This is a genomic window from Bradyrhizobium sp. SZCCHNR1015, from assembly GCF_032489875.1.
Classification (GTDB): Bacteria; Pseudomonadota; Alphaproteobacteria; order Rhizobiales; family Xanthobacteraceae; genus Bradyrhizobium.
Genome location: NZ_JAUEYW010000002.1, coordinates 420,938 through 435,667 on the forward strand (window position 1 = coordinate 420,938; position 14,730 = coordinate 435,667).

Genomic DNA, 14,730 nt, shown 5'->3' on the forward strand with positions numbered 1-14,730 from the left:
ATGTCCGCGGGATCAGCGGCCGCGGCGACCGCCTCACCGATACGAGATCGGCCAGACCGCGCCGGCGACCGCACCAGGACCTCGCTCGAACGCCTGGAACGAGGTCACCCTCTCCTATGCACCAGCCACTGTGCCGCGCCTTTTGCCTTTTGGGTGCGACGCTGCAGCCGGCTGTGCATGGCGGGCGTCAGCGGTCCCGCTCACTTGGCGGATGCAGCCGCGCGGGCATCCGCAATGGCCTGCTTGAAAGCCTGGGCATTGGGGACGCCGGGAATGCGGAAATGGCCGATGATGAAGGCCGGCGTGCCGCGGAAGCCGAGGCCCGTGGCCTGCTCGTGATTGCGCGCGAGCACGGCGTCGATGTCGGCGTGCTTGGCCGCGAGGTCGGCCTTGGCGCGGGCAAGATCGATCCCGGCGCCGCTGAGCGCAGCATCGACCTTGGCTTCCGACAGCTTGTCGTGCAGCGAAATCAGCGCCTCGTGCGCCTCGGCGAACTTGTCCTGATATCTCGCTGCCAGGGTGAGGCGGGCCGCGTAGATCGAGGCGCCGCCGAAGATCGGCCAATCCTTGAAGACGAGGCGGACGTGACCGTCGTCGCGAACCACCTTGGCGAGCTCCGGGCTGATCTTGCGGCAATACGGACACTGATAGTCGAAATACTCGACGATCGTGATGTCGCCCTCGGCGTTGCCGACAGCGGGGATGGCGGGATCGTTCAGGATGCGCGCCTCGCTCAGAATGTCGGTGTCGTCGTCCTCGGCGCGGGCCTGGATCGGCAGGATGGCCGCAGTCAACAGCAGAAGCATGGCGATCGATGCGGCAAAGGTCTTCGTGGTCATGTCTTGTCTTTCTCCTGATGAGGGATGGTCGATGCGTTGTCGATGGCGTCCAGTACGATCCGCGACGTCAGCAGCTCGGGGAGCAGGATGCCGGTGGGAGCCCCCGGGCCGAACACGATGTTGAACGGCAGGCCGTACCGGCCAAAGGATCGCAGATAGGTCGCGATCGCGTCGCTGGAGGAGGTCCAGTCGCCCCTGACGGCAACGACATCCGACGCAAGGCGAGCGCGTACGGCCGCGCTGTCGAGCACGAGCTTCTCGTTCACCTTGCAGGTGACGCACCAGGTGGCGCCGACATCGACGAAGACCGTGCGACCGGCGCGCACCTGCGCCGCGATCTCGGCGGGTACCAGCGGCTGCCAGGCGATTCCGGCCGGTCGGCTTCCGCCATCCGGCTGCTTGATGGAGGTGGCGGCGATCAGCGTCAGTCCGATCATGCCGGCGAGGCCGGCTCCAGCGATCGTTCGCCGCAACGGGAAACGGAGCGCCGCCATGATCAGCGTGGGGACCAGCAGCGCAGCGGCGAGGACGGCCGCAGTCGCCGGGCCACTGATGTCGGCGAGCACGGTCAGCAGCCATAGCGCGGTCGCCGCCATCGCGGCCGCTGCGACGGCGCGCAGCTTCAGCATCCAGCGGCCGGGCCGCGGGAAGAGAGCGGCGAGGCCGGGCGCTGCGGCCAGACACAGATAGGGCGCTGCCATGCCGAGCCCGAGCGTGGTGAACACCAGCAGGATCTGCGGCGCGGCCTGCGACAGCGCAAAGGCGACGGCGGTGCCGACGAACGGCGCCGAGCACGGCGTGGCCAGCAGCGTCATGACGAAGCCGTTGATGGCATGACCTGCCATCGTCCTGTGGCTCGCGGCGTTGCCAAGGCGGCCGGCGATCCACCACGGCAGGCCGATCTCGAACAGGCCGAGCAGGTTGGCACCGAATGCGGTGAGCACGATGATCATCGCGATGAGGAAAGCTGGCTGCTGAAACTGCAGGCCCCAGCCGACTTCGGCGCCTGCGGCCTTGAGCGCGGAGAGGACGGTGGCAAGGGTCACGAATGAGGCGACGATGCCGGCCGCCGTCGCCAGGAATGCCCGGCGCGGCGAGGGCGCGCGTGCGGGATCGTGATCGACCAGCGAAACGAGCTTCAACGATAACACCGGAAACACGCATGGCATGAAGTTGAGGATGAAGCCGCCGAGCAGGGCCACGCCGAGCATGGCCCAGATCGATGCCGCCGAAGGACGCGGTGCCGCTGTGGCTGCTTTGGCCGCAGAAGCGCGAGCAGCTTGATCGGCATCCACCGGAAGCATGGCTTCGATCGATCGATCGCCATCGACCAGGGTGACCCGCAGACGTTGCACCGGACCGGCCTGATCGAGGCCTTGCACCGGTACGGTGATCCGGACGCCGCCGTCCGACATCGGGCTCACCTGGGGACGGCCGCCGGACACGGCGTCGTTCCCATCAAGGAAGACGTCGGGCGCGTGCAGTGGCGGCGTCGCATGCGCCTCGAGCAGCAGGCGCGGCTTTGGTTGCCGATCGATGCGCAACGCCGTGATGGAAAGCCCGGGCGAGCTCGCGCGCGGGACGCTCTGCCGCCATTCGTCGATCAGCGCCTGATCGTTCGGCCGGCGCGACACGGCGGGGATGTCGGCCTCGAGATGGGCTTCCTGCTGGGTACAGATGACCGAGCAGACGAACAGCACGGTTTTCAGCGTGAGATGCGCGGGCGCCGCGCCATCCTCGAGCCGCACGCGCAACGGAAACAGCACGTGCTCGGCATAGCCGAACGTGTCGATATCCTGCTCGCTGAAGCGGCTCGGCGCCGGCCATTCGACGGTGACATCGGCGACGTTGCGCGAGCCGGTCCAGTCGAATTCGGGCGGCGCGCCGGCGTCGCCGGGCGAGCGCCAATAGGTGTGCCAGCCTGCATCCAGCCTGACATCCAGTCCGGCCCATGCCGCGGCCGGGCCGCCGTCTGCTCGCGTGACGTCGCCGACCAGCAGGCGCGTGTCGACGTTCGCCTGCGGTCGCAATTCGCCCGCGACAGCGGTCGTCGCCGCAAGATGGAGCAGGCCGAGCAGCCATGCGAGCCGGCCAAGATGACGGATGGACATGATGATCTCCCGCGCGCTGATCGTGCGTTGCGGTGGCAGTTGCGCTGCGCGACCCGGCGCAAGGCGCGCCTGGCAATGGGCACCTTAAGCCGACCTGCACGACGCACGATCGATGGTGGATATTCGTCCGCTCAAGTCACGACGTTACGCGGCCCGCGAGCCGATGACGACGGAAGGATCAGGCGTGGCGACAGGGGGGACGGTAGGGCGAGGACGCGTCGCATTGCGTCGTCAGCGCCTCGTCATAGGGGCGCCAGGACAGCGTCCGGGACGCGGCAACCGGCTGTGCCGCCGCATTGTCGCTCGCCGGGACGGCGGTCAGACCTGCCGCGGCAAACGGACACGTGTTGACCATGCCCGGGATGACGGCCTTCCTGCAGGGCTTGGGCGCGCTGGTGGTCGTTCGGGACCATTGGAGCGCACCGGCGCCGGCATCGGCCGTTGCAGCCTCGAAGGTTCCGAGCAGAGGCGCCAGACTCAAGACGAGCGCGATCAGCGCCGCTATCAGGCGGCGTGTCATCGCGGGCATCTCAAGTTCAGCACGCCTCATCGTGGACCATCGTCTCCAGTCTGGACTGGTCGCGCAGACCGGCCGCTCTTGGCAACTGACATCTTCGTGACGCCGCGAACCTGCGGCCAAACCGGCATCGCGTGAGCAAGGCGAGTGGTTCTCAAAGTACGTTGATCGGCACTTTCAGGAAAGTCTTTCCCGTCGTATCCGCCGGCGGCAGATGTCCGGCGCGGATATTGACCTGCAGCGATGGAATGATCAGGCGCGGCATGCCAAGCGTCTTGTCGCGGGCCTCGCGGAGCGCGACGAACTCGCTCTCGGTCATTCCGTCTCTGGCGTGGATGTTGTGGAGCCGCTCCTCGCCGACGGTCGTTTCCCAGCGCACCGCACGGTCGTTGGGGGCATAGTCGTGACACATGAACAGCCGGGTCTCGCGCGGCAGCGTCTCAAGGATCTTCCGGATCGAGCGGTACAGCGTGCGCGCATTGCCGCCTGGAAAGTCGGCCCGCGCCGTTCCCCCGTCCGGCATGAACAAGGTGTCGCCGACGAAAGCGGCATCGCCCATCACATGTGTGGCACAGGCCGGCGTATGGCCGGGCGTGTGCATCACGAAGGCCGTCATCTGTCCCACCTGATAGGTGTCGCCATCCTTGAACAGCCGGTCGAACTGGCTGCCGTCGCGGCGAAACTCCGTGCCCTCGTTGAAGACCTTGCCGAAGGTCTCCTGCACGGTCAGGATATGTTCGCCGATGCCGATCTTGCCGCCGAGCTTGTCCTGGATGTAGGGCGCAGCGGAGAGATGGTCGGCATGCGCATGCGTTTCGATCAGCCACTCCGGCCTGAGGCCGTTGATCTTCACGTAGTCGATCAGCATGTCGGCGGAGCGTGTGCTGATTCGGCCGGCCGCGTAGTCGATGTCGAGGACGGGATCGACGATCGCGCAGGACGGCGATGACGGGTCCTTCACCACGTAGCTGATCGTGCTGGTGTCAGGATCGAAAAATCCGGCCACCTTCGGCTGCATGCGGAGATCGATTGGATAGGAATCGATTCGATAGGACATGGCTGCTGCTCCACGATTTGGCTCCGGGGCGGCATCGCCGCCCACGGCGCGTTTGTCGTCCTGCGCGGTCTAAGACATCGAATTGGATTTCGTTCCGCATGTATTGATGCCGAGCATCGCGTAGGGCGGGCACCAGCCGATCAGTGCGGTGCCGAGCGGGATCAGGCCCAGAAGGCCCCACAGGGTGTGCGGTCCTACGACCGTCAGACTGAGGATCGCCAGTCCGACGATGATCCTGAGCAGCCGGTCGATCTTGCCAATGTTCTGTGTCATGTCGCGCTCCCCTTTGGCTTGCGATGATGCAGACGATAGAGCGGGACACAGCGCGGGTATGTAACTAAGTCACCAAGAGACGCCGGTTCCTAGCCATGCTGGGCCAGGTGGACAAGCGCCGGTCTGTCGGTGATCTCGACGATTCCGCGAGCCATTCGCAACCAGCCGCGCCGCGCGAATTCATTGAGCTGGCGGCTGATGACCTCGCGTGCGCTGCCGAGCTCGTTGGCGAGCTCCTGATGCGTTGCAGCGATCTGCTGCCTTGCCCCGGCGAGGTCCAGAAGCTTCTGCGCGAGCCGCACATCGATCCGCTCGAACGCGACTTCCTCGATGATGCGGAAGAGATTGGTGACGCGGCGGCTGAACGCTGTGAAGACGAACTGTCGGAATTCACGCGAGCTGGCGATCAGCCGGTCGAACAGCGCGCGCGGGATCGCCACGGCACGGATCCGGGTCTCCGCGATCCCCTCGGCCTGGTATTCCTCGTAACCCATCAGGCAGGCCGTGGTCAGCGCGCAGCTTTCGCCTGCCTGGACGCGGTAGAGCACGATCTCGCGGCCGGACTCGGACGTCTGCTGCACGCGGATGGTCCCGTCCAGCAGCAGCAGAAAGGAATCCGGCGCCTGACCGGGGCCGAAAATCCGGCTGCCTTCCGGAAGCTCGACGATAAGGCTGGCCTCGCGCAACTGCGCGAAGATCTCCTCCGGCAGTTGTCGCAACGGCGGGAAAGCGAGCGTCCAGTCCTGCTTCGACGACATTACCACATCCGGCTGCGCCCCATCGGCATCGCCCAAATTTGCCACAGGACCGCGAGCGGGTCGAGCGATGGGACACGCCGGATCGGCGCTAGCGCATCCAGCGGCCGTCACAGCGCTCAGATGGCGCCTGCAACGCGCATCAGCATGCCCGCGATGCACGAGGCGGCGAGGACGACGAGCATTCCCATGTTGAAGCGGAAGATGGCGGTCGCCGCCGCGATCGACAGGACGACGGCCGGCAGATCGATGCTCGCCGGCAGCGGCGCGTCGAATGACAGGCCGAATCCATGGATCGGAAAGGTTTCGCGAAACAGGGTGTGCAGCGCGAACCAGATCGAGAGATTGAGGATCACGCCGACGACGGCGGCCGTGATCGCCGAGAGCGCGCCGGCGAGCGCCTTGTTTCCCCGCAGCGCCTCGATGTAGGGGGCGCCGACGAAGATCCAGAGAAAACAGGGCGCGAACGTCACCCACGTCGCCAGCAGTCCGCCCAGTGTGCCGGCGAGCATGGGAGACAGCCCGCTCGCCCCGCGGAACGCGGCCATGAAGCCCACGAACTGGACGACCATGATCAGGGGACCGGGAGTCGTCTCCGCCATGCCGAGGCCGTCGAGCATCTCGCGCGGAGCAACCCAGTGATAGTACTCCGCGGCCTGTTGCGCGACGTAGGCGAGCACGGCGTAGGCGCCGCCGAACGTCACCATCGCCATCTTGCTGAAGAAGATCGCGATCTGACCGAAGACGTCGTTCGGCCCGAGCAGGGTCAGCAGGGCGAAGACGGGGACGAGCCAGATCGCGAGCCAGACGGCCGCCACCCGCAGCGCGCGCGACGCGTTCGGACGGACGTGATCCGGCACGGCTTCGCCGAGCATGCTGTCGATCGCGCCGGCGTTCTTGCCGCCGTGCTCGAGGGCTGCGAACTCCGGCCGGCCGAGGCGGGCAGCGACGAAGCCGATGACTCCGGCGGCAATGATGATGGTCGGAAACGGCGCCCCGAAGAAGAAGATCGCGACGAACGCCGCCGCCGCCAGTCCGATCATGATCCGATTGCGTAGCGCGCGCTTGCCGACGCGGACCACGGCCTGGATCACGATCGCCAGCACCGCCGCCTTGAGGCCGAAGAACAAGGCGTCGACGACGCCGACATGGCCATAGGCTGCATAGATGTAGCTGAGGCCCATGATGGCGAAAATGCCCGGCAGGATGAAGAGCGTGCCCGCAACGATGCCGCCGGTGGTCCGATGCAGAAGCCAGCCAATATAGGTCGCAAGCTGCTGCGCCTCGGGTCCCGGCAGCAGCATGCAGTAGTTCAGCGCATGCAGGAAGCGGCTCTCCGAAATCCAGTTCTTCTCCTCGACGAGGATGCGATGCATGACCGCGATCTGGCCGGCGGGGCCGCCGAAACTCAGACAGGCCACCCGGATCCACACCAGAAGCGCGTCATTGAAGGAGATGCCATGGGTGTGCTCGGCCGCAACCGGTTTTCGCGATGCTGCGATGTCCGTCATGACTTCACCTTGCTGTTCGGCCAGTTGTGCGCCTCCTTGGTGGCGTCGCGGCACCAGCGGTAGAAGGCGTCGTAGAGCAGAAGCCCTGCGCTCAACTGCTCCAGATCGTCGTCGTACATTCGCGACAGCCCGAGTGAAGCCGCGAGCAGTCCGGGAGCCTCGGGAGACAGATCGAGCCGCGCCGTATCCGCGGCGCGCACGATCGTGGCGAGTCGCTCCAATGCCGGCGTCCGCAGGCCAAACTCTTCGACCATGATGTCGAAGGTGCAAAGTTCGCCGCGATGGCTCCAGAAGACGTTCTCGACGTCGAAGGCCGTGGCCTGGAAGCGCTCGGCGACCGCTTCCACCTCGGCCGGTGTCACGAACAGGAAGACCGCGGCGGGGTCGACGAAGCGGCGGATCAGCCATGGACAGGCGATGCGGTCGATCTTCGGACGTGATCGCGTGACCCAGACCGTGCGGCCGCGGCTGTCCCTCGCGGGAATCCTGTTCGCGGGCACAGTCGGGAGCTGCGCCTCCCTCCAGCTGACGTGCCCGCCGTCGAGGACCTCGGCCGCGATGTTGCTGCACCGGAGCCAGGCTGCGGTGCCTTCGCTGAGCTTCTTGCCTTTCTGACAGACCACGATGACGGATTGGCCGGTGAAGCTCGGCGCCCATTGCTGGACATCGAGATGCGAACGCCTGACGGCGCCGGGGATGAGGCGCGGGTCGGCGGCGAAATCCTCGTCGATACGCACGTCGACGAGCGCCGGCGCGGCCGCCGTGCCGATCAGTCGAGACAATTTTTCGGGTGAGATGGACGTATATGATGATGACATGCTGCGCCCTTGGTGACCAGGACGCGATTCTTGGGCATGTCGCCTCGCGGGGAGATCGCACATCCCCGTGCGGCAGAATAAAGCGCTCGGTTGTTCGGCTGTCAACCCGTCGCGTTGCTGGAACGATCGGGGACCGTCGCGATCGCTATCGGGGCCGACCCGCCTCAGATCAGCAAGGGAAGCTGGGCGTCCACGCCGGTGTCGTGCTGCTGCAAGGATGACAGCGAAACGCCGAGGAGGCGCACCGGCTTGGCCAGGGGCATCTCGCTCTGCAGGAGAGCAATGGACAAGCGTGCCAGGTCCTCCCGGCTCGCGACCAGGTTGGCGACGGACCTGCTGCGCGTCATGATGTCGAAGTCCGCGAACTTGACCTTCAAGGTGACCGTCCGGCCTCGGTTGCCGCTGGCTTCGCAATGCTGCCAGACCTTGTCGATCAGCGGCTGCAGCTCCGCCAGCATCGGCTCGAAGTCGGTCAGGTCGGTCGAGAAGGTATTTTCGGCGCCGACTGATTTGCGGATGCGATTGGCGCGGACCGGGCGATTGTCGATGCCGCGCGAGATCCAATAGTAGTGGTGGCCGGCCTTGCCGAAGTGCTGCTGGAGGAAGGGCAGGGTCTGATTGCGGATGTCGAGCCCGGTATGAATTCCGAGCGCGTTGAATTTCGCGGCGGTCGCCGGGCCGATGCCGTGAAACCTGCCGACCGGCAGCCCCTCCACGAAGGCCGGACCCATCTCCGGCGAGATGACGTATTGGCCATTGGGTTTGCGATGGTCCGAGGCAAGCTTGGCGAGGAACTTGTTGTAGGAGATTCCCGCGGAGGCATTGAGTCCGGTCTCGGCCTTGATCTTGGCCCGGATCTGCAAGGCGATGTCGCGTGCCAGCGGAATGCCTTGCAGATTTTCGGTGACGTCCAGATAGGCCTCGTCCAGCGACAAAGGCTCGATGACCGGCGTATACTGGGCGAAGATGGCGCGGATCTGCTGGCTGATGGCCTTGTAGACCTCGAAGCGAGGCTTGACGAATATCAGGTCCGGACACTGGCGTTTTGCCGTCACCGACGGCATCGCCGAGCGCACGCCGTACGCCCGAGCCTCGTAGCTTGCGGCTGCCACGACGCCGCGCTCGCGGGAGCCTCCGACGGCCACGGGCTTGCCGCGCAGCTCGGGATTGTCCCGCTGCTCGACCGACGCGTAGAATGCATCCATGTCGATGTGGATGATCTTGCGGGTTGCCGGCGGTGCGGCATCCTGTTCCGGACCGGAGCTTGGCATGGTCAAGCTCTATCAGAGCGAGGCGATGAAGTCTGCACAGCCGAGTGCTGGCTACCAGCAACGTCCCTTACAAGGACGTTGCGATGTCCCTCTCCCTCACATGTCCCTCTCCCTCACAGCCTTTCATCGGCGACGAGGGAAACACGCTCATGAGAAAAGGGATCGCCGACCGTGATTGAGACGAAGCAGCGCAGCCGGGACCTGTCGTCAAAGCCGCTCACGACGCTGCGACCATGGGCCTGAAGCGGCTGTGATGTTCGAGCTCACTTTCCTGGGGACCTCGGCGAGCGTTCCGTCGGCGGACCGCAACCATCCAGCCCTTCTCGTTCGAGCAGGCCGGCATCGTATTCTCGTCGATTGCGGCGAGGGGACCCAGCGTCAGCTGCTCCGCAGTGGGGCAGGCTTTCGCCGGCTCGATCGGATCCTGCTCACCCACGGCCATTTCGACCATGTCCTCGGCATTCCCGGACTGTTTTCCACCCTGCGGCTGCGCAGGAGCGCTGACACTATGCGCATACACGGCGGCCCCGACACGCTCGATGTCGTGGTCCGAATGCTCGCGGGGCTGTGGGGCGAGGGCCGCGCGCCGATCCCGCTCGAGCTCGTTCCGCTCGGGCGCGGGACGGTTCTCGATGCCGGCGAGTTTACGATCAACTGCTTTCCCGTCCGGCACCGCGACACCGACAGCTTCGGCTTCGAATTTGCAGGTCAAGTTCGCCGCCATCTGCTGCCAGACCGTCTGGCGGCGCTCGCGGTCCCTGATGGGCCCGTGCGGAAGGCATTGGCGGAGGGCCGGCCGGTCACGCTGGAGGACGGACGAACCATCGATCCGGAGGATGTTCTGGGGCCTCCGCAGGGACCGAAAAAGCTCGTCATCGTCGGCGATGCTGGAACGACCGAGGGTCTGCACGAGCATGTTCGCGACGCGGACATGCTCGTGATCGAGGCCACTTTTCTCCGGCGGGATTCGGCCATGGCTCGTGACTACGGCCACCTGACGGCCGCGGAGGCTGCCGGGCTCGCGGCGTCGAGCAACGTCGGGCTGCTTGTCCTGAACCACATCTCCGGCCGTTATCCCGACGAGGAGATCCTCGGCGAGGCGCGGGAGATTTTTACCAACAGCCGTGTTGCGATCGATTTCGATCGGCTGATGGTCTAGCTGTTCGCTCGGGCGCGTCTGCTATGTCGCGCCTGAGCCGCTCTGCAAACGGCTCCGGGCGAACGCGATGTACCAGTCGAGACAACCGGGATTGGCCATGGCGTCGCGGTTGATGACCTTGTCGAGCGGCTGCCCGAGCAGGAGCTTCTTGATCGGCAGCTCCTGCTTCTTGCCGGACAAGGTGCGCGGGATCTCGGCCACCGCAAAGATCTCGTCGGGCACAAAGCGCCGCGACAGGCCGGCTTCGACCGCCATGTTGATCTTCCGCTTCATCACCGCATCGAGCGCGACACCGTCGCGCAGCACCACGAACAGCGGCATGTAGCTGTCTCGGCCGAGATATTCGAGATCGACGACCAGCGAATCCAGGATCTCCGGCAGCGCCTCGATGGCCGAGTACAATTCGCTCGTTCCCATGCGCAGCCCGTGGCGATTGATGGTCGCGTCGCTGCGGCCATAGATGATGCAGGAGCCATCCGGATTGACCTTGAGCCAGTCGCCATGTCGCCAGACCGGCCCGCCCGCGCGCGCCTCGAAGGCGTCGAAGTAGCTCGCGAGATAGCGCGCATTCCCCGAATCGTTCCAGAACCGCAGCGGCATCGACGGCATCGGCGCGGTGCAGACGAGCTCTCCGACTTCGCCGATGACAGGCTCGCCCTGGTCATTGAAGGCCTCGACGGCCGCGCCGAGTGCGCGGCATTGCATCGTTCCGGGCACCTGCGGCAATTCGCGATTGCCGCAGATGAAGGCGCCGGCGAAGTCGGTGCCGCCGGAGATGTTGGACCACCACATTTGCGCCTGCGCCCGGCTGCCATTGACCCGCGACAGCTCCGCGAACCGCTGATCGAACCAGGCCTGCGTGTCGGCACTGAGCGGCGAGCCGGTGGACCCGAGACAACGCAGTCGGGACAGATCGCCCGCGTCGGCCAGGTTGATGTCCGCCTTGACGCAGCTCGCGAAGAACGCCGCGCCGGCGCCGAAGAAGGTCGACTTCGAGTTCGCCACGAACCGCCACAGTGTGGTCCAGTCCGGATGATCCTTGGGCCCGGCCGGGCTGCCGTTGAAGATGCAGCACGTGGTGCCGTTGAGAAGCGCGCCGACCTGGTTGTTCCACATGATCCAGCCGGTCGAGCTGTACCAGTGATAGCGCTCGCCGAACGAATTCGGCTGATAGGAGCAGCCGATGTCGTTGTGCAGCCCAAGCAGCGCGAGCGTGACGATGATGATGCCGCCGTGACCATGCACGATCGGTTTCGGCAATCCGGTGGTGCCGCTCGAATACACGATCCAGAGCGGATGATCGAACGGAAGCCACTCCGGTTCGAAGGCATCGACGCCAGGGCCTGTTCGTGACAGGACATCCGAGAGATGGACGCCCCCGGCGACCGGCGCGCCGGCATCGTCGCTGTGCAGGACGACGTGACCGACCGTTGGCAACGACCGGCGCAGCTCCTCGACGACATCGCGGCGATCGTGCCGGCGGCCGGCATAGGTGACCGCATCGCAGGCGATCAGCACCTTGGGCTCGATCTGCTTGAACCGGTCGATCACGGCGGGCGCGGCCATGTCGGGCGCGCAAACGCTCCAGATTGCGCCGATGCTCGCGGCAGCGAGAAACGCGATCATGGCTTCGGGGATATTGGGCAGATAGGCGGCGACCCTGTCGCCGGGCGCCACGCCTTGCTCGCGCAGATGCAGCGCCAGGGCGGCAGCCTTTCGCCGAAGCTCCGGCCAGGTCGTCTCAGTGAACCGGCCGTCCTCGTGACTGCTCACGATCGCGGGCAGGCCCGCCGCATCGGCGGCTTCGACGTGACGAAATACCTGCCGGGCGTAGTTGACCGAAGCGCCCGGAAACCAGACCGCTCCCGGCATCGTGCGCTTGCCCAGGACGGTCGAAAACGCGGTCGGCGACTGCAGGTCATAATAGTCCCAGATGCTGCGCCAGAATCCGTCGAGGTCGAGGATGGACCATTGCCGCATCTTCTCGAAGCTTTCGAAGTGGAGGCCGCGATGATCCTTCAGCCACTGGCGATAGAGGGCCATTTGCGGAATATAGGGAGCTGTCATCATTGGTTCCGGCTGGTTGTTTGCGTGCATCGACCGATGGGAGACGCCGAGGCGCTCATTTCGACTTCTGCTTCCGCCGCTTGTAGAGCGCGTTGAAGCCTCCGGCCATGAAGGTCACGAACCGCTCGCGGACGGCCACGAAATCGTCGGACTTGCATAGACCGCCGGACAGGCGGTCGATGCGGCCGGTCCGTGACAGGATCAGCGAGTACGCGCCGGAGGTGAACTGGAAGCTCCAGAACAGATCCTCGGGCCTGGCGTCGGGCAGCGCCTTCTGCAGCAGACCGATGAGACGCAGCACCAGCGGATCGAGATAGGTGTCCATCATCTCCACGCCATAGCCCGGCGCGTTCGCGACCTGCGCGAAGATGCGGCCGAAGTGCCGCCAGTTGTCCTCTTCGTTGACGTAGACGTCGAACGCGCCGTCATAATAGGCACGCAGCGCGCCTTCCACGGTCGGGCGATCTCCGACCTTGGCCTCGTAGGCATCCAGCCCGGCCGTGCGCACCGTGACAGCGTATTCCATGCGGCGTTCGAACACGGCGTCGAACAGCGCTTTCTTGCCCTCGAAGTAGTAATGGATCAGCGCAGGATGGATGCCCATCCTGTCGGCCACATCCTTGATCGTCACGCCGAAATAGCCGAGCTGCGCGAACAGCTCCTCGCTGGTGTCGAGGATGAGCTTCACCGTCGTCGCGCGCTGTTCCGCGCGCGTGCGGCGCCCCTCGGGCTTCGGCTCTGCTGGCATGCTCTCCGTGGTCCCTGATCGGCGCGCACAGGAACGGCGCCGTTGTCATTTTGACGATGAGGGGGTGGGCGCGCCCGGTCAAGCGGGACTTCGGGCTTCCAACATTTTCATTTAGTGCTAAATGAATGAACTTGACCGGCGGCCGGCCGGACGGTAGGTCTCGGAGACCTGATGGATAGCGGTCGACGGTCGGGCGGCGGGCAGCGCGCTGCCAGTCTGGTCGCGCGCTGACATCATCAAGGACAATCGGCTGGCCATGGATCAGCCGCTCACGGGAGGACACATGATACGGATCGAGTCGACGGCGGCTGCCGTGCTGATGCTCGGCGTGGCCCTTTCAGCCCCGGCGTTCGCGCAGAAGACATACGACGTCGGCGCCACCGACACCGAGATCAAGATCGGCCAGACCAACCCGCTCAGCGGGCCGGCTTCTGCTTTCGGGTCCATCGGCAAGGCGGAAGCGGCCTATATCCGCATGATCAACGAGCAGGGCGGCGTCAACGGGCGCAAGATCAACCTCATCCAGTATGACGACGCCTACAGTCCGCCGAAGACGGTGGAGCAGGTGCGCAAGCTGGTCGAAAGCGACGAGGTGCTGACCACGTTCCAGATCATCGGCACGCCGCCGAACGCCGCGGTCCAGAAATATCTGAACGGCAAGGGCGTCCCGCAGCTTCTGGCGGGAAGTGGAGCGTCCCGTTTCACCGATCCGAAGAACTATCCGTGGACGATCTCCGCCAATCCGAACTACCAGTCGGAAGCGCACATCTACGCAAGATATATTCTGGAGAACCATCCGAACGCGAAGATCGGCATCCTGTATCAGAACGACGACCTCGGCAAAGATTACGTCAAGGGGCTGAAGGACGGGCTCGGCGCCAAGGCCGGCATGATCGTGAAGGAGCTGTCCTACGAGCTGTCCGACCCGACGATCGATTCCCAGCTGGTGACGCTCAAGGCGTCGGGTGCCGATCTGTTCTACAACATGTCGACGCCGAAATTCGCGGCGCAATCGATCAGGAAGGCCGCCGAGCTTGGCTGGAAGCCCGTCCACATCCTGGAGGTCAACGCGACGGCGGTCGGTCAGGTGCTCGTGCCCGCGGGGCTCGAGAATGCCAAGGACATCATCTCGGTCGCCTACGGCAAGGATCCGCTCGATCCGCAATGGGCCGATGACGAGGGCATGAAGCGCTACAAGGCGTTCATGGCGAAATACGCGCCCGGCGAGGACGCCAACAGCGGCTTCGCCACCTATGGCTACTCGACGGCCGCTCTCCTCGTCCACATCCTCAGGCAATGCGGTGACGAGCTGACGCGCGCCAACATCATGAAGCAGGCGACCAACATTAAGGGCTTCGTTCCCGATCTCGGGCTGCCTGGAATGTCGGTGACGACAACGCCCGACGATTACCGCATCAGCAAGCAATTCCAGATGATGAAATTCGACGGTCAGCGCTGGATCATCTCGGGTCCGATCCTGACCGACGACTTCAAGGCGGACTGATCCTCTCGTCGGCCATGGCCTGTCCGGGCGTCGCTTGCGCGCCAGGATGCCCAGCTGTCTCTCCGTCATCCGCGCCGGCCGGCGCCGAAAGCTGAACCCT

General features: G+C 65.2%; 13 protein-coding genes. 2 read left to right on the forward strand and 11 right to left on the reverse strand.

Translation table 11 applies throughout. From position 1 onward, the window contains the following. Positions 1 to 200: 200 nt before the first annotated feature. The 9 genes from QX128_RS05630 to dinB form a co-directional block, all read right to left on the reverse strand. Positions 201 to 839: a DsbA family protein gene (locus QX128_RS05630; RefSeq protein WP_316236889.1), complete on the reverse strand. Its 639-nt coding sequence runs from the start codon at positions 837 to 839 to the stop codon at positions 201 to 203. After that, entirely contained in the window at positions 836 to 2,950 is a 2,115-nt protein-coding gene (locus QX128_RS05635; protein WP_316236890.1) for a protein-disulfide reductase DsbD family protein, read from the reverse strand. Before QX128_RS05635 ends, QX128_RS05630 begins: the two co-directional genes overlap by 4 nt. Before the next feature lie 178 nt (positions 2,951 to 3,128). Then, complete coding sequence (locus tag QX128_RS05640) at positions 3,129 to 3,470, reverse strand: hypothetical protein (RefSeq protein WP_316236891.1); 342 nt, start codon at positions 3,468 to 3,470, stop codon at positions 3,129 to 3,131. Between the two features lie 151 nt (positions 3,471 to 3,621). After that, positions 3,622 to 4,524 carry an MBL fold metallo-hydrolase gene (locus QX128_RS05645; RefSeq protein WP_316236892.1) on the reverse strand — a complete coding sequence of 301 codons (903 nt, stop codon included), beginning with the start codon at positions 4,522 to 4,524 and terminating at the stop codon, positions 3,622 to 3,624. A 69-nt stretch (positions 4,525 to 4,593) separates the two neighbouring features. Further along, positions 4,594 to 4,797 (reverse strand): DUF2892 domain-containing protein, encoded by a 204-nt coding sequence (locus QX128_RS05650; protein WP_315802014.1) that lies wholly within the window; start codon positions 4,795 to 4,797, stop codon positions 4,594 to 4,596. A gap of 89 nt (positions 4,798 to 4,886) precedes the next feature. Further along, on the reverse strand, positions 4,887 to 5,555 hold the full coding sequence (locus QX128_RS05655; RefSeq protein ID WP_316236975.1) for a Crp/Fnr family transcriptional regulator: 669 nt from the start codon (positions 5,553 to 5,555) through the stop codon (positions 4,887 to 4,889). A gap of 116 nt (positions 5,556 to 5,671) precedes the next feature. Then, positions 5,672 to 7,063: a chromate efflux transporter gene (gene chrA, locus QX128_RS05660; protein ID WP_315802015.1), complete on the reverse strand. Its 1,392-nt coding sequence runs from the start codon at positions 7,061 to 7,063 to the stop codon at positions 5,672 to 5,674. Beyond that, a complete protein-coding gene (locus tag QX128_RS05665; protein WP_316217793.1) occupies positions 7,060 to 7,881 on the reverse strand; it encodes a sulfurtransferase/chromate resistance protein in 822 nt (273 codons plus the stop codon). The genes chrA and QX128_RS05665 overlap by 4 nt, the downstream gene beginning before the upstream one ends. A gap of 164 nt (positions 7,882 to 8,045) precedes the next feature. After that, on the reverse strand, positions 8,046 to 9,152 hold the full coding sequence (dinB, locus tag QX128_RS05670; protein WP_316236893.1) for a DNA polymerase IV: 1,107 nt from the start codon (positions 9,150 to 9,152) through the stop codon (positions 8,046 to 8,048). 253 nt (positions 9,153 to 9,405) lie between these two features. Between dinB and QX128_RS05675 the strand changes: the two genes are divergently transcribed. Beyond that, entirely contained in the window at positions 9,406 to 10,311 is a 906-nt protein-coding gene (locus QX128_RS05675) for a ribonuclease Z (protein ID WP_316236894.1), read from the forward strand. Positions 10,312 to 10,332: 21 nt separating this feature from the next. Here the strand turns inward: QX128_RS05675 and QX128_RS05680 are convergent, their stop codons facing one another. Together QX128_RS05680 and QX128_RS05685 are read right to left on the reverse strand one after the other, a co-directional pair. Continuing rightward, positions 10,333 to 12,378: an acetoacetate--CoA ligase gene (locus QX128_RS05680; protein ID WP_316236895.1), complete on the reverse strand. Its 2,046-nt coding sequence runs from the start codon at positions 12,376 to 12,378 to the stop codon at positions 10,333 to 10,335. A gap of 55 nt (positions 12,379 to 12,433) precedes the next feature. Next, positions 12,434 to 13,126, reverse strand: coding sequence for a TetR/AcrR family transcriptional regulator (locus tag QX128_RS05685; RefSeq protein WP_315802019.1), 693 nt, complete (start codon positions 13,124 to 13,126; stop codon positions 12,434 to 12,436). A gap of 283 nt (positions 13,127 to 13,409) precedes the next feature. On the opposite strand from QX128_RS05685, the gene QX128_RS05690 reads away from it, so the two are divergent. Beyond that, positions 13,410 to 14,630 (forward strand): ABC transporter substrate-binding protein, encoded by a 1,221-nt coding sequence (locus QX128_RS05690; RefSeq protein ID WP_316217790.1) that lies wholly within the window; start codon positions 13,410 to 13,412, stop codon positions 14,628 to 14,630. Positions 14,631 to 14,730: the final 100 nt, after the last annotated feature.